Raw genomic sequence first — 18,445 nt, 5'->3', positions numbered from 1 at the left:
GCCGCAAACTCCGCTTGACCCGACCCGGCCCTCGCCACAGACTGGCCATGGCGATGCCAGTCATCGCCAGCTTGACGGGGTGCCGGTGGAACCGGCTGAGATCGTCCTGCGCAGCGCCTCCCCGGGCCCGGCGCCACGGCGGATCCCGACGAACCTGATCCGGCTAGTACCGGCGTAGGGATCAAGCGGAGCGCCTCACGTTCTGGAAGCCATCCCGTCGATTCGCGCTCCTCCCGCCTACGCTGTGCGCCGGCCTGACCCCAACGTCATGCCCGAGGCACAAAGCACCATGAAATCACCTCAGTTTCTCTCCGATACCGCTCGCGTCGACAGCGCCGCCATCGCCCCGCTGCCCGCGTCGACCAAGATCCATGTCGAGGGTTCGCGCCCGGACATCCGCGTCCCGATGCGAGAGATCGCGCTGTCGCCGACAAAGACCAGCCAAGGCTTGGAGCCCAACGAGCCGATCACCGTCTACGATACTTCCGGCCCCTACACCGATCCCGCCGCCGAGATCGATCTGCGCCGTGGCTTGCCCGAACTCAGACGCAACTGGATCGACGAGCGCGGCGATACCGAACCGCTTACCGGCCCGACCTCCCATTACGGAAAGATCCGCGCGGCCGACCTGCGCCTTGCCAATCTGCGCTTTCAGCTCCAGCGCACGCCGCGGCGTGCCAGACCCGGTGCCAACGTGACCCAGCTCCACTACGCCAGACAAGGCATCGTCACCCCGGAGATGGAGTTCATCGCCATTCGCGAGAACCAGCGACGACGCCAGGGCGGTGCCGCATCAGGCGATCCGATGCTGGATCACCAGCATCCGGGCGACTCTTTTGGCGCCAATCTGCCGGCGGAGATCACCCCCGAATTCGTGCGCGACGAAGTCGCTCGCGGCCGGGCGATCATCCCCGCCAATATCAATCATCCCGAGAGCGAGCCGATGATCATCGGCCGCAACTTCCTGGTGAAGATCAACGGCAACCTGGGCAACTCGGCGGTGACCTCCTCGATCGAGGAAGAGGTCGACAAGATGACCTGGGGCATCCGCTGGGGGGCCGACACCATCATGGATCTCTCCACCGGGCAGAACATCCACGAGACTCGCGAATGGATCATCCGTAACTCGCCGGTCCCCATCGGCACGGTGCCGATCTATCAGGCGCTGGAGAAGGTCGATGGGGTGGCGGAGGACCTGACCTGGGAGATCTTCCGCGATACCTTGATCGAGCAGGCCGAACAGGGCGTGGACTATTTCACCATCCACGCCGGCGTGCGCCTGCACCATGTGCCGATGACCGCCAGGCGCGTCACCGGCATCGTCTCCCGCGGCGGATCGATCATGGCCAAGTGGTGCCTCTCGCACCACCGGGAGAGCTTCCTCTACACCCACTTCGAGGAGATCTGCGAGATCATGAAGGCGTACGACGTCTCGTTCTCGCTGGGTGACGGCCTGCGCCCCGGCTCGATCGCCGACGCCAACGACGAAGCCCAGTTCGCCGAACTGGAAACCCTGGGCGAGCTGACCCGGATCGCCTGGCAGCATGACGTGCAGGCGATGATCGAAGGCCCCGGCCACGTGCCGATGCAACTGATCAAGGAGAACATGGACAAGCAGCTCGCCTGCTGCGACGAGGCGCCGTTCTACACCCTGGGCCCGCTGACCACCGATATCGCCCCGGGCTACGACCACATCACCTCCGGCATCGGCGCGGCCCAGATCGGCTGGTACGGCTGCGCCATGCTCTGCTATGTCACCCCCAAGGAGCATCTGGGCCTGCCCAACAAGGACGACGTCAAGACCGGCATCATCACCTACAAGATCGCCGCCCACGCCGCCGACCTGGCCAAGGGGCATCCGGGTGCGCAGCGACGCGACAACGCGCTTTCCAAGGCGCGCTTCGAATTCCGCTGGGAGGATCAGTTCAATCTCGGCCTCGACCCGGACACGGCACGCGCCTTCCATGACGAGACCCTGCCCAAGGACTCGGCCAAGGTGGCGCATTTCTGCTCCATGTGCGGACCGAAGTTCTGCTCGATGAAGATCACCCAGGAGGTGCGCGAGCGATTTGGTGGCGATGCCGCCGACATCCCCAGAGACGAGCGAGAAGCCGGTCTGCAGCAGCAGGCGGAGCGGTTCAAGCAAGAAGGCGGCGAGCTCTACCGAGAAATCTGACACCGCCGTGCCAGCAGGCCTGCGTCGCCTACAAGTGTCGACGCAGGCTTCTACATCCGACCCGACACACCGAGACTTTGGTCGCAACCGAGTTATACGCCATCCCATTTTCGAATGAGCGGATCGCAAAGGGTCCCGGGATGGGTAGAATGCGCGCTTTTGCCCCCGGCAATCTGGCCTGCACAAGGAGCCCGTGAATGACAGCAACATCTTCCCGCCCCAATCTGTGGCGTCGTATTCCCCTGTGGCAGAAGATCATCGCCGGCCTGGTGCTGGGTGTTCTTGCCGGTGCGGTGATGGGCGAGCAGGCCAGCCTGTTCAAGCCTCTCGGCGATATCTTCATCAACGGCATCAAGATGCTGATCGTGCCGCTGGTCTTCTCGACACTGGTGGTCGGCATCACCGGCATGAGGGATCCCCAGAAGATGGGGCGTGTCGGCGCTCGCACGATCGGGCTCTATCTGGTCACTACCGCGTTTGCCATCGTCATTGGCCTGATTGCGGCAACGATCTTCCAGCCGGGTGCCGGCGCCGATGCCTCCATGAGCGCGCCGCAGCAGGCGGGCGAAGCGCCCTCGCTGGTGGATATCGTGGTCGGCCTGGTGCCATCGAATCCGCTGCAGGCAATGATCGAGGGCAACATTCTGCAGATCATCGTCTTCGCCATCGGCCTGGGCATCTCGCTGATGCTGATCGGCGAAAAGGGCGAACCCGTCGTGCGGGTCTTCGAGAGCTTCGCCGAGGCGATGTACAAGCTCACCGCCATCGTCATGGCGTTTGCGCCCTTCGGTGTCTTCGGCCTGATGGCCAACGTCTCCGGTCAGTACGGGCTGGATGTACTGCTGCCGCTGGCCAAAGTCATCGGCGTGGTCTATCTCGCCTGTCTCGTTCACGTACTGGTCGTCTACACCGGCCTGCTGAGTCTGATCGGTCGCCTCAACCCGGTGCGCTATCTGCAGGGAATCATCGACGCCCTGGTGGTGTCGTTCTCGTCCGCCTCCTCATCCGGCACCCTGCCGGTCTCGATTCGCTGCGCGCAGAAGAACCTGGGCGTTTCGGAAGGCGTCTCCAGCTTCGTGCTGCCGGTGGGCGCGACCATCAACATGGATGGCACCGCGATCTATCAGGGGGTCGCGGCGCTATTCGTGGCGCAGCTGGTAGGGGCCGACCTCTCGATGATGGACTACGGCATGATCGTGCTCACCGGCACGCTGGCCTCCATCGGAACGGCAGGCGTCCCCGGTGCCGGGTTGATCATGCTGTCGATCGTGCTGGCGCAGATCGGCCTGCCGCTGGAGGCGATCGGGGTCGTCGCGGGTGTGGACAGAATCCTCGACATGGCGCGGACCAGCGTCAATGTGGCCGGCGACCTGATGGTCACGACACTGGTCGGCAAGAGCGAAAAAGAGCTGGACCTGGAAGTGTACAACCGGCCGGGCAAGGCCTGAGCGGCAGCCTCTGCCATCCTCTCCAAACGACAGCGGCCCCGTTTTCCAACGGGGCCGCTGCGTGAAGAGTCCTAGCGGGGCACTCAACGCCCGACAGACTCGGTGTACCGAGATTCAGTGCTGACTAGTGGCGTGGTTTGGTGGCGTCCTTCAGATTGCCTTTGGCGGACTTGGCATCCCCCTTGGCCTGCTGGGCTTTGCCCTTACCTTCGAGTTCGCGATCCTTGGTCATTTTGCCAGCAGCTTCTTTCACCTTGCCAGCTACCTTGTCGACCTTGCCTTCCGTCTTGTCCGACTTCGAATGCGTCGTCATGGGTGCTACCTCGTTATCCGTGGATATCCTTATCCGTCCGCCGTCGATGCGAAGAGATCGGGAACGGCGGACGTAACTTCAGAATAGTTCGCCGCTGGGAGGTGGAAACGGGAGATTGGTAAAGATTTGTTCTCACCACGTGGGCTCGCGGCGGGCGAATCGCAGGCCAGGAGGATCGTTACGGGGCGCAGGAGAGAAACGAAAGAGAGCGATGGATCGACGAGAGCCGCCCGGCAACAGGCGGCTCGCTGGAAAACCGGGGGAAAGCGATCAGGTGCGCGAGGTCACTTCCAGCAGGTGATAGCCAAACTGGGTCTTGACCGGTCCGTGGACTTCGTTGACCGCGCCATTGAAGACGACCTCATCGAACTCCTTGACCATCTGGCCACGCCCGAAGGTGCCGAGTTCGCCACCCTGACGACCGGAGGGGCAGGTAGAGTGCTGGCGGGCCACTTCGGCAAAGTCACTGCCGGCTTCGATCTGCTGCTTGAGTTCGAGACACTGCTGTTCGCTGTCGACGAGAATATGGCGGGCGCTGGCCTGTGCCATGACATCACTCCTGAATCTTGATCAATGGGAACCGGCATTCTACGAAAACACGCCACCCGGCGTCACCGCCGTTTTCCACCCTGGTCAACGCGCCTCGAATCGATCCGCGAGGTAGCGATTGATATCGGCGGACTCATACATCCACTCGACCTCGCCATTTCCCTGCTCGATGCGCAGGCACGGCACCATGGTGCGGCCTCCGCCCGCCATGAGCTCCTGGCGGCGCTCCGGATCCCGCTGGATGTCGCGCAACTCGATGGGCAGCGCCAGACGCTGGATCTGATGGCGAACGCGCTGGCAGAACGGGCAGCTCATGAAGTGATAGAGCGCCAGGTCCCGGCAGGCGCGGTCGACGGCAGCCTGAGCTTCGGCGGAGCGCTCGATGGGGGTCGTTGAGAACATGGTCTTGAACCACCTCCTGATTCGGTCATACATGAGATTTGACGCCACCTCCCCGCCTGCCGTTCAGTTGACCGGTTCCGTTGCGTCGCCGCTGTCGGGCGTGGCCACGTCACTGGCGGCCTGGTCGATCGCGGCGGCTTCCTGATCGTCGATCAATACCGGAATCACCAGCGGTGCATCGGTCGGCACCGTCATGCTCGCGGGTGGCGCCGTCTCGATCGGCGCGGGCACGTAGCGCTGGGCCGGTGGTTCGGGGGGCAACAGGAAATCGCTGGAGACCAGCGGCTGCATCGGTTTGGCGTCACCTGGAAGCCGCAGGGTCGCCTGGATCAGCGGCGACGCGAACTGATCCCGGAACTCCTGGCGTGAAATTGCGCCGTTCCCATCCGCATCCAGGGTGTGCCAGTCGCCACCCAGCCCCAATCGTTCGATATCCAGTGGCAGCAACGAGCCATCCCCATCGCTATCGGCGGTATCGAAGACATTGTCGGCACTGACTTGGCTGGGCCCCTGGGCTGTCGGCCGGTCGACAACGACGTCGTGGTTCGTCGTGTTCGAGGCGCAAGCCGTCAGCCATAGCACCATGGGTATCGACATGAGCCATGCCTGCCGCCGCACTGCGGTTCTCGCATTCACCCACGGGTTGAGATTCGTCGCCTTTGCCTTCATCCGTTCGTCTCCCTCGAAATTCATACCCGATACCGGCGATGTCATCATCGCCGCGGGTTCCGCAGCGAGCCGTCATCCAGCCGCTGCTGCCAGTTCTGCCACAGACTCAGCCGGCTGGATTCACCGACTTCACGCCCGCCTCCTCCCAGTTTGCTGATCCAGAGATGGCTACCGTTGAAGCTGTAGATCGGCAGCAGGTCGTTTCGACGGGACGCCGGCTCGATCCGTTTGTCGATGTTGTCCAGCACCACCGGTGGCGTCGTCGCGCTCGATGCCCAGGTCACGACCATATGGAACTGGTCGTAGGGAATGTACTTGACGTAGTGCAGGCGCAATTGACTGTCCGGCACGCCGAGTTCGCGCAGCGTCAGGTACTTGGCCATGGCGAAATCTTCGCAATCCCCCGCGCCGACTCCGAGAAACTCAAAGGGCGTGGCCCAGTAATCCTCCACGTGCCAGACGTCGATATCGTCGACGAAACGCAACTGATTGAAGAAGTCGTTGACCCCGGCCAGTTGCGTGCTCACCGAGCGCCCCTGAAGCCGATCGATGAGCACCTGCCACTGCTGGATGCGCTGCCATCCCGCTTGACCATAGATCGAGACCACCTCCTGTCTCGGCGGCAACTTTGGCAGGGCCTGGGCCACGGGCCCGAACTGGAACATGCCCAGCAGGCCAAGCAGGCCCAGCAACGGCAGGGCCAGGTGGCCGATGCTCCCTCGAACGATGCTCGTCACCATCGGCTCAGGCCCGGCCGGCCAATCGGTGCCCCGGGGTCACTTCAATGCCAACGGGGAGATCGGGGCCAAGTAGCCTTGATAACCATCGGCGCCGACCGCCTCCACCCGTTGACGCTGTTCATCCGACTCGACCCGCGTCACGATCACTTGCGACTCGACCTGATGGGCCGCCATGCAGAGGCTTCTCAGGAATTCGGTATCCACCTCTTCGCGGACGAAGAAGCCTTGGTCGATCTTGACGTAATCGGGACGTAGCCTGGCCAGGTAGGCCATCGCCTGGAGGTTTCTCGCGAAGCGATCGACACCGCAGCGGGCGCCGAGGCGATGCGCGCTTCGGAACAACTGCTGCACGACATCGAGATGATCGAGCGCGATCTCCTCGCTGACCTCCAGGTCGAGCCGCTCGGTGACGCGAGGGTGAGACTCGAGCCAGCCGATCAACTCGCGGTAACGCGCCGGTTCCGCCAACGAGTCTGCCGTCAGGTTGATTGCCAGCCTGCCCTCGAAGCGCGCTACGTTCTCGCCCAGACTCTCCAGTACCGCGCGATCGAGCTTCGCCCCCAACTGAAAATGGTTGATGACAGGGAGGAAGGTATAAGCCGGATGCTGTGTTCCCTCTTCGTCGAGACGCACGAACACCTCACGGTGCAGCTCGCTGCCATCGACCCGCAATACCGGCTGCGCGACGAAGCTGAGACTGCGCGTCTCCAGCGCCCGATCGATGATCTGGCGCCACTCCTGCCGGCCCCGCGCCGCCAAGGTATTTTCAGGACGCACCACGACCCAGCGCTGACGCAGTTCGATCGCGTCGCGCAGGGCGCTATCCGCCCTGGCCAGTACGCCCTCGCGAGTCATGCCAGGCTCCTTCAACACCAGGCCGGCCCGCGTGTGTTCGAAACGGGTCTCGACCAGCGGATTGGCATCGACGACATCGTCGAGACGATCCAGGGTATCCCTGAGCCATCGCTCCCGCGTCTCGTCGTCGCAATCCGGGAGGATCAACGCGAACTCCTCGGCAGAGAGCCGGGCAGCCAGAACGGCACGGCCTTCCAGCTGTGCCCCCTTGAGCTGACTGCCCAGGCTGCGGATCGCCTGGTCCCGAGCCTCGAAACCGTCACGCCGGTAGAGCTCCTGCAGATGATCGATGCGCAGGATCGCCAGCGCGCCCCCCACCGGTGCCGCCAGCCACTCGTCTAGCGACCGCGCCAGGTAGGCCCGGTTGCCCAATTGCGACACCGCGTCCTGCTCGGTCAGGCGCTGCAGACGGACGACCTGTTCCGCCTGCTGCTCGAACTGCTGGTTGAGCCTGGCGCCCAGTCGATTCACCGACTCGGTGATCCCCTGAAGCTCGCGGATACGGCTGGGTTCCAGCGCTTCGTCGAAACCGTCGATCTGCATGTCGGCGATTCTGCGAGAGAGCCGGTTGAGCGGGCCTAGCAGCAGCTTGAATCCCAGTACGCAGAGCACGACGATGCCCAGCATGCCGATCGCCAGCCAGGTCAGCAGTTGAAGTGCCAGATACCAGAGCTGATCGTAGGCGCCGGCTCGTTCCGACTCGACCCGGATGCTGCCGAGCGCCGACCAGCCGCCACTGATCTCGCGCTCGCTGATGGCGTCGGGCAGCACCACCAGACGCTGGAACCATTGGGGTGTGTCGCTATCGCGTCGCGAGCCGATCACCAGAGGCTCTTCCCTTCCCACGGCTTCGAGGCGGAGCTGGCGCACCGAGCCGCCATCGGCTGCCGCTCGCATGAGTGTTTCGGCACTGGTCCAGTCACCGATCTCGACGAACGGCACCAGGGACAGGCTCAACGCCTGGGCGAGATTATCGACGTCGGCTTGCTGGCGCTCGGCCAGGGACGCTCGGGTCTGGTGCACTTCGATCGCGAAGATACCGGCCGAGAACAGGAACAGCAGGCCGACCATGATGGCGATCGAACGTCGAAACAGGCTCATGGAGCTCTCCTCGTCAGCCCCTTGGGCGGTCGTTGGCAGGGTTCACCCCGGGGTAACGATCACCGGCGTCACCGATCATGGCAGTGTCCACCTGGAGCGTGTCCAGCAGTTGCCCGGTCGCGGAAAGCAATCGGTAATTGGCCTGGCGCAGCGCGAACGTCGCCTGGACCTGGGCTTGCTGGGCATCATAGAGTTCGGTCTCGCTGTCGAGCATGTCGAGCAGCGTGCGGCGGCCGATGTCGAACTGCTTGCGATAGTTGACGCGGGTCTGTTCGCTGGCCTCGACATGACGCTGCAGGAACGGCAACTGGCTGGTGACGTAGTCGCGCGCGTTCCAGGCCAACCGCAGCTCGTCGCGGATCTCGCGCAGGGAGCGATCGCTGTCGTAGCGCACCGCACGCAGCGACTCTTCCCGGGAGCGCATCTCGGCGGCGTCGATGCCGCCGCGATAGAGATTCCAAGACATCACCAAGTCGGCACTCCAGTCATCCGCGTCATTGCCTTCGTAATCGTAATCGCGGCTGGCCAGTCGGCTCGCCTCGGCGCGGAAGGTGGGCAGGAAATTGCCACGTTCGGCGGCGACCTCGTGCTGGGCAGCGGCGATCGAATGGGAGGCGGAAATGACCAGCGGGTTGTTGGCCGTAGCCATGGCCATGGCGGCATCGAAGTCGCCGGGCACGCCGTGCATGTCGACGTCCTCCGGCAAGGTCAGGTTCTTGGGCGATTCGCCGACATAGCGGATGAAGGCGGAAACGGCGTCGTCAAGGTTGTTGCGTGCGGCGATCAGGCTCGCCTGGGCCTGGGCAAGACGGCCATCGACCTGGCTGGTATCGGTAGCCGTACCGGCCCCCAACTCCTCACGGCGCCGGATGTCGGCAGCGATGCGCTGATGAGTGTCGACGTTGCGCTGCGCCAGCTCCAGCAGGCGCTGCGACCGCAACACGTCGAGATAGCTCTGAACCGTGACCAGGCCCACCTGATTGGCCGCCGCCGCGACCTGCCAGCGCTGGTAGTCGCTCTCGGCATCCGCCTGGCGGATGCGCTCGATCGTCGTGTTACCGTCCCAGATCAGTTGCGACAGCGTGAGATAGGCGCGCCGATAGCTGTGGGGGTCGCTGGACTGCGAGACGCCGTTGGTCTCGCTCTCGTTCTCGCCATAGCCGACACGCGCTTCCAGATCGAGCGAGGGAAGATAGGCGCCCCGTTGCGCCCGGGCGTCCTCCAGGTTCTGCTGGTAGCGCGCCATCTCGGTGCGCGTGCTGGGATACTCCATGACAGCCTGGGTCACGGCTTCGGTCAAGGTTTGCGCCTGAGCGCTGCCGGCTAATGTCGCGATACCGGCGGACAGAACCCATCTCTTCATCATCACGCTTGTCTCACCCCGTTTCTTGTCTCGCTGCGCACTCAGCGTTCACGCATTGCGCCCTGCTGCGCCCGAAGTATCGGCTTCAGCAGGTACTGCAAAATGGTCTGCTCACCGGTAATGATGTCTACCGTGGCCTGCATGCCTGGAATGATCGCCAGGTCGTCGACGTTCTTGCCCAGATGATTGCTATCGGTGCGGACCGTCACCTCATAGAAGGTATTGCCCTTTTCATCTTCTTCGGTGTCCGGGCTGATTCGCATGACCTGCCCCTTCATGCCGCCGTAGATGGTGAAGTCATAGGCCGAGAACTTGACCGTGGCGGGTTGGCCGACACGAATGAAGCCCACATCCCGCGGCAAGACCTTCGCCTGGACCAGCAGCTGGTCCTCGATCGGCACGATCTCCATCAGGCTGGCACCGGGATCGACCACGCCGCCGATGGTATTGACGTTGATCGACTGCACGCTGCCTCGAACCGGCGACGTGATCAGGGTGCGATCTACCCGATCCTGGAGACTGACGCGCCCTTGCTGGAGACTGTCGAGCTTGTTTCGCGCTTCGGTCAGGGCGTCGGCGCTTCGCGACCGGAACTGCGCGGCAACGTCCCGACGCTTGCTGATGGCTTCCTGCAACTCTGACTGCTTGGCCGGGATCGACAGCTGCGCGGACTCCAGCTCACCGCGCTGATCGTTGACCTGACGCTGCAGATTGAGCAGATCGACCTGGGAGACGATGCCTTCCTTCACCAGCGGCGCGGTAATACCCAACTGTTGGCGTGACAGTTGATAGCTGCGCGACAGCGAATCCGCCTTGGCCCGCAACTCCTGCAGTTCCTGCTGACGCTGCTGGATCTGCGCGGCCGCCTGATCGAGCTGGGAACGCAGGCCGTTGATCCGCTCGCTGTAGGCGCTGGAGGCGGCGCTGTAGATATCCTGATTGGTGGCCTCGAACTCATCGCTCAGTGGAATCTTCTGGGCCGACACGCTGACCTGATCCCGCCACTCCGGGGCGTCGGGCGATACCGTGACCGAGGCAAGCTCCGCCTGGTACTGCGCCACGGAGGCCTGCAAGCCGGCCAGGGTCGAGTTGCGTTCCGCCAGGTCGGAGGTCGCTCGCGTCGGATCGATCCGTGCCAGCGGCTGGCCGGCGTCGACCACGTCGCCTTCTTCGACGTAGATCTCGCGGACGATGCCGCCTTCCAGGTTCTGGATCGTCTGTAGCCGGGAAGAGGGAACCACCTGCCCGGTGCCACGCGTCACCACCTCGATGCTCGACAGCCCTGCCCACACCAGGAACGCGATGAGCGCAGCCAACAGCACCCAGATGATGATGCGCGATCGCCACGGCGTCGCCAGCAGTGTGGCGGCGCTGGCATCGTCGGCCAGCTCGAGCTCGCGCGCGCTTGGCCGAGGCCACTTGACGACATTATCCGCGCTGGCCATGGCGCACCTCCTGCTGGCCGTCGGCCTGGGGCGTTGCGGAGTTCGTTTCCGCGGGGGCCTGGACACGCCCCTCGTTGAGTGCCTTGAGAACGGTGGGCTTGGGCCCGTCGGCGATCACCCGACCGGAATCCAGCACGATGATCCGGTCGGCCACTTCCAGCATCGAGCTCTTGTGCGTCACCAGCACCAGGGTCTGGCTTCGGGGCAGGTCACGCAACGTGCGGCGCAGCATTGCCTCCGCGCGGTTGTCCATGTGCGAGCCGGGCTCGTCCAGCAGCAGCAGCGAAGGATTGGTCAGAATCGCTCGCGCCAGCAGCACCGTCTGGCGCTGTCCGCTGGAAAGCAGTCGTCCTCCCTCGCCGATCTGGCGATCCAGGCCATCGGGATCGCGTCGGGTGAACTCGCCCACCCCAGCGATATCCGCCGCGCGCTGAACCGCCTCGTCACTGGCATAGGGGTGGCCGAGGATGATGTTGTCGCGAACCGAGCCGAAGAACAGCGAGCTGTCCTGGCCGGCGAACCCGATATGCCGGCGCACGTCCGCGGGATGGATCTGGTTGATATCGAGCCCGTCGATTCGCACGCTGCCCGCGGTCGAACGATAGAGACCGCTCATCAGCCGCTCGACGGTACTCTTGCCGGCGCCCATGCGGCCAATGATCGCCACCCGCTCCCCCGGTTCGATGGTGAACGAGACATCGGTCAATACTTCCGGTGACTGCTCGCCGTAACGAAAGCCAACGTGATCGAACTCGATGCGCATGTTGAGCTTGTCGCGATGGACGTAGTTCTTGGCCTCTTCGACCTCGTCGGGCAGGTGCATGATCTGGTCGATCGCCGCCATGGCGCTGCGGGTCTGACCGAAACGCGTGATCAGCAGCGCCATCTGCGCCAACGGCTGTAGCGCACGGCCGGTCAGCATCACGGCCGCGATCAGCCCGCCCATCGACAGCTGGGCGTTGCCGATCAGGTAGACCCCGAGCACCACCAGCGCCACGGTGGAGAGCTGATTGACCGACATGGTCAGCGACGAGACCGAGGTCGAGAGGTTACGGCTCTTGACGCCCCACTTGGCGATCTCCCCGACCGCCCGCTCGTAGCGGCGTTGGGTCTCGCCCTGGGCATTGGCAAGCTTGATGCTCTCCAGCCCGGCCACACTCTCCACTAGCCGCGCATGCTTTTCCGTCGCCAGGCGCGAGCCCAGCTCGATCGAGCGCTTCAGCGGCCACTGGATGATGATGCTGTAGCCAATCAGGATCAGCAGCGCAACGATCGGCACCCACACCAGCGCACCGCCGACGATCCATACCACCAGCAGAAACAGAATCGCGAACGGCAGATCGACCAGGGTGGTCATGGTCATCGAGGTAAAGAAATCGCGAACGGAATCGAACTCCTGCAGATGCTTGACGAAAGCGCCTACCGATACCGGGCGCGCTTCCATCCTCAGATTCATCACCTTGGCGAAGATCTTGGCCGACAGCAGCACCTCCGACTTCTTGCCCGCCGTATCGAGAAACCACGATCGGATCTGACGCATCAGCAGGTCGAAACCGACGACGATCGCCATCCCCGTCGCCAGCACCCAGAGCGTATCGAACGCCAGGTTCGGCACCACCTTGTCGTAGACGTTCATGGTGAACAGTGGTGCCGCCAGGGCGAACAGATTGATCAATAACGAGGCGATCAGAACGTCACGATAGATCGGTGTCGAGAGCTTGAGCGTCGACCAGAACCAGTGCCCTTCTGCGAGCTTGACCGTTTCCGGCGCCCGCGCATCGAAACGGTGTTCCCGACGAGCGTAGATCACTTGGCCGGTGGCCTGTTCGATCAGCGACTCCATGTCGACGGTCTGGGTACCGTCCGCCTCCGGCAGGTAGACCGTCGCCTGCTGGCGCTGGGCATCGCGCGCCAGCATCACCACGGCGCGCCGCCCTTGCAGGATCAAGATGCACGGCAACAGGATGTCGGCCACGCGATCGGCGCGCTGACTCACCAGCTTTGCCGAGAGCCCCGCTCTCTGTGCGGCTCGCGGGACCAGCGACAGCGTCAGCCTGCCATCGTCCAGCGGCAAGCCGTCGCTGATCACATCGGCCGATTTCGGCGAGCCGTGATGGCGGGAGAGAAAGACCAGCGCACCCAGTAGCGGGTCGATCTCCTTCTCCCCGGCCGGATCCGGACGAAGCGGTGTCGGTTCATCAACCAAACCAATGGTCTCCTGTCATTCGGCGGCCATCCTCAGCCGTCGAGATTCGTCTTGAGGTTGCCGTGATCCAGCAGCGACTTGATGATTTCGGTATCCGAACCGCCGAGCGTTGTCATGTCGACGTTGCTGAAGACGATCTTCTGCGTCACGGCACCGTCCGGACCACCTGTCTTGATTTCCAGCGTCGAGCCGCCACTGGTGGCGGTACCCGGGGCACCGCTGGCCTCGCCCTTGACGAAGTGCAACTGCTGAGCCGCCAGTGAGGCCAGGTCGGCGTTGGAAAGACTCGAGTTACCGATGTCGAGCATATCGGAGAGGTCGAGCCGATCACCGCCGTCACCGCCCTTGAAGTCGGTGATGCGATCGATCGCCGGGGCGCTCGGGGCGCCTTGGTCGCCGCGCATCCAGGCAAAGGTATCGCTGCCGTCACCGCCCGTCAGAATATCGTTGCCCTTGCCACCTTCGAGACGGTCAGCGCCAGCGCCGCCGTCGAGCGTGTCGTTGCCGGCGCCGCCGGTCAAGGTGTCGCGACCGGCACCACCGCTCAGGGTATCGTTGCCTTCGCCCCCGCGCAGGATGTCGTCGCCGTCACCACCGGTAAGGATGTCATTGCCCTTGCCGCCGATCAGCACGTCGTCGCCCTTGCCCCCATTGAGCGTCGTGCCACTGTCGTTGGCCATCAGGGTGTCGTCGCCGTCGCTGCCGGTCAATGTCTGTCCGCGCTGGTAGTCGACGGTCACCGACGCCGTGTCGGTGCTCCCCTGACTGTCGGTGAGGGTGTAGTCGGTTCTCAGCGTCGAGGCCGTATCGGCGGCGTTGGCGTAGCCGATCTTCATCGACAGGTCATAGGTCTCGGCGCCATAGCCGTCGAAGATCCCGGAGCCACTGTCCTTCACGTTCATGACCGCAACGGTGTAGCTCTTGTCCCCGCCGCTCGAGTTGGTGAAGGTGCCACCGTTGGCCAGCGCGGTGAAGCCATTATCCCCCGCGCCCTTGTAGGCCAGGGCCACCCCCCCAGCGACGGTGGTCGCCAGGGTCAGGGATTCTCCGGCACGCAGGGTCAGTGTCATGAGATCGTTGGCATTGCTGCCGAATCCCGACAGCCAGTTGCCGCCGGCCAGACTACCGCGCACCACGGTCGCCGCGGTGTTGGCTGCCTGGGCAGCGGTGGAGAAGCTGCCGCGATCCAGGGCAAAACTGTCGGCGTTGCGCTTGTCCTGGGTCTGTACGCTGGTCGCGGTGAAATCGGCCGCACGATCCTTCCAGCCGGTGGTCAGCGTCAGCCCGTTGGTGGTCGCCGTGCTACCCGCCGCAATGGCGTCATTGGCGAGCAGCACGTCGGCGCCAATACTCAGGCTCGGACTCAGGATATTAGTGATGATGTGGTCGTCATGCGCCGAGGTGACGCCGTTCTTGACGTTGATGTTCATCACCCCGCTGGCGGTGTCACCGTCGGCGTCGCTCAGGGTGTAGCGAATGGCGTCGGTGCCGAAGCTGCCCAGCTTGGCCGTGTAGCGGTAGCTTCCGTCATCCATGTCCATGACCAACTTGCCGCCCAGCTCCGTGGTGATGCCGAGCTGGTGCGAACTGCTGTCATAGGTGTAGACGGCCCCGCTCGAGGAGACAGTGACAGCGCCGCTGCTCTTGTCGAAGGTGTAGGTCACGCTATCGACCACCAGGCTCTTGATGTAGCCGCCATCCCCGCCGAATGAAGACAACCCATGCGCGGTACCGCTCAACAGGCCATCCTGCAGCAGCGGCATCTGCACCGTACCGTTCACGACACTCGAGAGCGTATCGAGATTGGTGATGACCACCGCATCGGTGTTATCGCCGGTGCGGCCATCGTAGGCTACCGGGTTGAGATAGGTCTGACTCACGTCACCACCGATCCCCAGTGCCAGTGAGTCGATCGCATTCTTGCCGAGAAACGCCTTCCAGGCCGCCTCTTCGCTGGCATCGATACCGTCGCCCCGATTGACGTCCACGGTGTTGCCCGGGTTGGCCTGTGATGCCGTCGGGTAGGCGCTCGACAAGGTGGGTTCGCCATCGGAGAAGAAGTACGAGACGTTCTGCACCTCACCGGTCAGCTTGCCGCTGCCGTTCCAGGCAGTCTGGGCATTGCTCAGCGCGTAGTCATAATTGGTGCCGCCATTGGCCTGCAGCGCATCCACCGCCTTGAGTGCATCGGAGACCGTCATCCACTGTTTGGGTGAGCTATCGAGCTGATCCGAGAACGGCGCCAGCGCCACTTTGACGTTTCCGATGTCGTCGTACTTCGTCAACATCTCCTTGATCGACTGCTGCAGCACTTGGAGACGCGTCTGCTCGACGCCACCAACGGTCACCTTGTCGTTCATGCTGCCGGAGGTATCCACGATCAGGAGCACATTGGTGCTGATCGCACCCTGCACGAAGCTGATCGACTGGGACTGGGCAACCGGCGAGTCGTCTTCGACGGTGACCGCGACGCTGGTATTGGCGCTCAGGCTGCCATCGCTGACCTTGACCCCGAGGTTGAAACTCAGTGTGTCCTCGCCCTTGCCGGGGTGGTCCACACCAGCCTTCAGGGTGATCTGATACTGGCCATTGGCATCGATGGTGGCGCGAATCACCTCCTTGCCACCGGCAGATCCGATGAGCGTGCCGCTGTCGCTGCCGCTCCAGGTGATCGCCGCCCCCCCCGAGGTCAACACCGTGGTCGGCGCCGTAAGCGTATAGGTCAACTTGTCGCCATCGACGTCGGTGGCTATCACGCGGCCGCTGGCGGTCGCCGAATCCGTGGTGTCGGACGTACCCTGCGTATCCGGCACGCCGCCCGGCAGCCCCTCCTCGGAGACGGTGGCACTGTATCCCTGGGCCGCGACCACCGGCGCGTCGTTGACCGCATGCACGGTGACCGGAATCGCCACGCTGGTCGTCGCGCTGTCGCCGTTGCTGCCCTCGGTCGAGGTGACCGCGGCGGTCAGGTTGATCGTACCGTTGTAGTTGGCGGCCGGCTTGAGCGTCAGCGTGTTGAGATTCCAACCGCTTAGATCCACGCTGGTTTGCCCGCTGCTGCCGACGACGGTATGACTGCCATCGCTCAGGGTGGCACCTGCCGGAATACCACTCAGCCTGACGCCGCCGAGCGTCTCCGAGCCGTCGGTATCGGTCAGTGCCGCCGCGATCTTGGACAGGTGGATTACCGAGTCCTCGTCGCCCTCGTTCATGGCGTAGAGCTGATAGTAGCCGTTGCCATTACCGTCGCCGCCGAGCAGCCCGGAGTGGTTGACGTTGGCGGCGTCGAGCGCGCTGACGTTCTGCATCAGCACATAGTTGGAAGTGTTGAGCGGGACTGCAGTGCCACCGTTGACGCCGACATTGAGGCTGTAGTTGCCCGCGCCCGCCTGGTTGTGATGATAGAGGTCAAGCGTGTAGTAGCCGCTCACGCTCGGCTTGAACGAACCTGAGTAGGCACCGGCGGAGCCACCCCAGGTGGCCTGAGCAACCACATTGCCGCCGACCAGCAGACGGATGCTGTCATCGCCGACCCCGCTGAAGGCGTAGGTCTTGCCCGCTTCCAGATACATCAGGCCGGAGAGGTGAGTCGCGGTACCGGCGGCCACGTCGCCGTTTGCGGCAGTGGTGGTATTACCGCTGCTCGTCGGCGTACCGGCACCGTCGATGGCAGTCTGCATGGTCTTGGGATCAGCGCCGTTGCCATTGTTGCCGAGCGAATTGATGGCGAAGGTCTCGCGCAGCAGTCCCTGCCCGTTGGCGCTATTGCCACTCAGCGTCAACGAGGGCGCATCCGCCACTGCCGTGACATTGATCGTGGCTGTCGCCGGCGTCGCATCCTTGCCACCCTGATTGTCGGTCGCCGTGTACTTGAGCGAAGTGGCACCCGACCAGTTGCCATCGGGCTTGAAGTAGACCGTCGCTCCATTGTTGCTAGCCGCGACGTTGGCGCCAGCAGTCAGAAGCTGGGTGCCTGCCGCATCGCTGTAGAACTTGCCGTTGGCCCCCAGGGCGGTTATCTGGAAGCTGGCGATCGAACCATCCACATCCGTACCCGACAGGTTGACCGCGATGAGCGGTGACGGATCTTCGGTGCCGGTGACACTGACATCCCGTGCCTCTGGCAGCTCGTTGGTACCCACGATGGTCACCGAGATCGTCTTCGCCGTGCCATCGAGAGTGGTCACGGTAAAGTTCTCGATCTTGCTCTCACCCGCTTTCAGATACTGCACGGCACTGTTCGCAACGCTATAGCTCCAGTTCCCCCCGGCCGTGATGGCAAGGGCACCCAGCGTGCCGGCGGCAGCGCTGGCATTGCCTGGCACGAAGGCACTCTGGGCATAGTCAGCGTCGGTGACCGTCAAGGCACCGTTGGTCGTCAGGTTACCCGAGACATTGACGTTGCTGTCCTCGATCACCGAGCCGGTGTCGGCACCCGTGATGACCGGTACGTCGTTGGTGCCGGTCACCGTCACGGTCAGTGTCGAGGTGGCGGTGCCGCCCTGGCCGTCGCTGACGGTATAGCTGACTTGGGTGGTGTCCTGCTGACCTGCGGCCAGGCGANNAGCTGTAGGAACCATTCGCGTTCAGCGTGAAGGTGCCGCCGTTGGAGCCCGCGATGGACTGCCCCACGCTCCCTGCCACGCCATTGACCGCACTGACGCTCAGGGTGCCGCCGTCGACATCGCTGTCGTTGGCCAGCACGCCCTGAGAGGCGGCGACGTTGAGGGTGGCATTTTCACCGGTGCTGCCGGTATCGGCGCGGGCCACTGGCGCATCGTTGGTGCCGGTCACCGTCACGGTAAGTGTCGAGGTGGCGGTACCGCCTTGACCGTCGCTGACGGTGTAGCTGATCTGNNAAGCTGTAGCTACCGTCGGCATTGAGTGTGAAGGTGCCACCGTTGGAGCCAGCGATGGACTGCCCCACGCTACCTACCACGCCATTGACCGCACTCACCGTTAGCGTCCCGCCGTCGACATCGCTGTCATTGGCCAGCACGCCCTGGGCGGCGGCGACGTTGAGGGTGGCGTTCTCGCTCGTGCTGCCGGTATCGGCGCGGGCCACCGGCACATCGTTAGTACCGGTCACCGTCACGGTCAGTGTCGAGGTAGAAGTGCCACCCTGACCGTCGCTGACGGTATAGCTGATCTGTGTGGTGTCCTGCTGACCCGCGGCCA

At 63.7% G+C, this 18,445-nt stretch carries 13 protein-coding genes and 1 riboswitch; of the genes, 2 read left to right on the top strand and 11 right to left on the bottom strand.

The annotated features are described in order from the left end of the window. The first annotated feature begins 65 nt into the window (after nt 1-65). Nucleotides 66-198: riboswitch (TPP riboswitch) on the top strand. 91 nt (nt 199-289) lie between these two features. Further along, nucleotides 290-2,176 (top strand): phosphomethylpyrimidine synthase ThiC, encoded by a 1,887-nt coding sequence (gene thiC, locus DOM56_RS12900; RefSeq protein ID WP_198655774.1) that lies wholly within the window; start codon nt 290-292, stop codon nt 2,174-2,176. 197 nt (nt 2,177-2,373) lie between these two features. Next, complete coding sequence (locus DOM56_RS12895; protein ID WP_110709415.1) at nt 2,374-3,624, top strand: dicarboxylate/amino acid:cation symporter; 1,251 nt, start codon at nt 2,374-2,376, stop codon at nt 3,622-3,624. 124 nt (nt 3,625-3,748) lie between these two features. On the opposite strand, the gene DOM56_RS12890 is transcribed toward DOM56_RS12895, so the two are convergent. The 11 genes from DOM56_RS12890 to DOM56_RS12835 form a co-directional block, all read right to left on the bottom strand. Continuing rightward, nucleotides 3,749-3,937, bottom strand: coding sequence for a CsbD family protein (locus DOM56_RS12890; protein ID WP_110709413.1), 189 nt, complete (start codon nt 3,935-3,937; stop codon nt 3,749-3,751). Nucleotides 3,938-4,207: 270 nt separating this feature from the next. Next, on the bottom strand, nt 4,208-4,486 hold the full coding sequence (locus DOM56_RS12885; RefSeq protein ID WP_110602898.1) for a peptidylprolyl isomerase: 279 nt from the start codon (nt 4,484-4,486) through the stop codon (nt 4,208-4,210). 84 nt (nt 4,487-4,570) lie between these two features. Next, nucleotides 4,571-4,888 (bottom strand): glutathione S-transferase N-terminal domain-containing protein, encoded by a 318-nt coding sequence (locus DOM56_RS12880; RefSeq protein WP_198655773.1) that lies wholly within the window; start codon nt 4,886-4,888, stop codon nt 4,571-4,573. Nucleotides 4,889-4,951: 63 nt separating this feature from the next. Then, entirely contained in the window at nt 4,952-5,485 is a 534-nt protein-coding gene (locus DOM56_RS12875) for an EF-hand domain-containing protein (RefSeq protein WP_157958237.1), read from the bottom strand. A gap of 116 nt (nt 5,486-5,601) precedes the next feature. Continuing rightward, nucleotides 5,602-6,294 carry a transglutaminase-like cysteine peptidase gene (locus tag DOM56_RS12870; RefSeq protein ID WP_232822286.1) on the bottom strand — a complete coding sequence of 231 codons (693 nt, stop codon included), beginning with the start codon at nt 6,292-6,294 and terminating at the stop codon, nt 5,602-5,604. Between the two features lie 39 nt (nt 6,295-6,333). Beyond that, nucleotides 6,334-8,253 carry an EAL domain-containing protein gene (locus tag DOM56_RS12865; RefSeq protein WP_110709406.1) on the bottom strand — a complete coding sequence of 640 codons (1,920 nt, stop codon included), beginning with the start codon at nt 8,251-8,253 and terminating at the stop codon, nt 6,334-6,336. A gap of 13 nt (nt 8,254-8,266) precedes the next feature. Next, nucleotides 8,267-9,616, bottom strand: coding sequence for a TolC family outer membrane protein (locus DOM56_RS12860; protein WP_157958236.1), 1,350 nt, complete (start codon nt 9,614-9,616; stop codon nt 8,267-8,269). Nucleotides 9,617-9,657: 41 nt separating this feature from the next. Beyond that, nucleotides 9,658-11,061 (bottom strand): HlyD family type I secretion periplasmic adaptor subunit, encoded by a 1,404-nt coding sequence (locus tag DOM56_RS12855; RefSeq protein WP_110709402.1) that lies wholly within the window; start codon nt 11,059-11,061, stop codon nt 9,658-9,660. Beyond that, nucleotides 11,045-13,267, bottom strand: a complete 2,223-nt coding sequence (locus DOM56_RS12850; RefSeq protein WP_198655772.1) for a type I secretion system permease/ATPase — start codon at nt 13,265-13,267, stop codon at nt 11,045-11,047. The genes DOM56_RS12855 and DOM56_RS12850 overlap by 17 nt, the downstream gene beginning before the upstream one ends. 32 nt (nt 13,268-13,299) lie before the next feature. After that, nucleotides 13,300-17,847, bottom strand: coding sequence for a VCBS domain-containing protein (locus DOM56_RS12845; RefSeq protein ID WP_110709400.1), 4,548 nt, complete (start codon nt 17,845-17,847; stop codon nt 13,300-13,302). A gap of 158 nt (nt 17,848-18,005) precedes the next feature. After that, nucleotides 18,006-18,445: Ig-like domain-containing protein (locus DOM56_RS12835; RefSeq protein ID WP_157958234.1), on the bottom strand; the 440-nt coding region annotated here is incomplete at its 5' end.

This window comes from Salinicola sp. CR57, from assembly GCF_003206585.1.
Taxonomy (GTDB): domain Bacteria; phylum Pseudomonadota; class Gammaproteobacteria; order Pseudomonadales; family Halomonadaceae; genus Salinicola; species Salinicola lusitanus.
This window is presented reverse-complemented; position numbering and strand designations above follow the sequence as displayed.

Coding starts and splice junctions, on each gene's coding strand:
- DOM56_RS12885 (WP_110602898.1), bottom strand. CDS start 4,486: ATGGCACAGGCCAGCGCCCGCCATATTCTCGTCGACAGCGAACAGCAG.
- DOM56_RS12895 (WP_110709415.1), top strand. CDS start 2,374: ATGACAGCAACATCTTCCCGCCCCAATCTGTGGCGTCGTATTCCCCTG.
- DOM56_RS12880 (WP_198655773.1), bottom strand. CDS start 4,888: ATGTTCTCAACGACCCCCATCGAGCGCTCCGCCGAAGCTCAGGCTGCC.
- DOM56_RS12855 (WP_110709402.1), bottom strand. CDS start 11,061: ATGGCCAGCGCGGATAATGTCGTCAAGTGGCCTCGGCCAAGCGCGCGC.
- DOM56_RS12890 (WP_110709413.1), bottom strand. CDS start 3,937: ATGACGACGCATTCGAAGTCGGACAAGACGGAAGGCAAGGTCGACAAG.
- DOM56_RS12875 (WP_157958237.1), bottom strand. CDS start 5,485: ATGTCGATACCCATGGTGCTATGGCTGACGGCTTGCGCCTCGAACACG.
- thiC (WP_198655774.1), top strand. CDS start 290: ATGAAATCACCTCAGTTTCTCTCCGATACCGCTCGCGTCGACAGCGCC.
- DOM56_RS12860 (WP_157958236.1), bottom strand. CDS start 9,616: ATGAAGAGATGGGTTCTGTCCGCCGGTATCGCGACATTAGCCGGCAGC.
- DOM56_RS12865 (WP_110709406.1), bottom strand. CDS start 8,253: ATGAGCCTGTTTCGACGTTCGATCGCCATCATGGTCGGCCTGCTGTTC.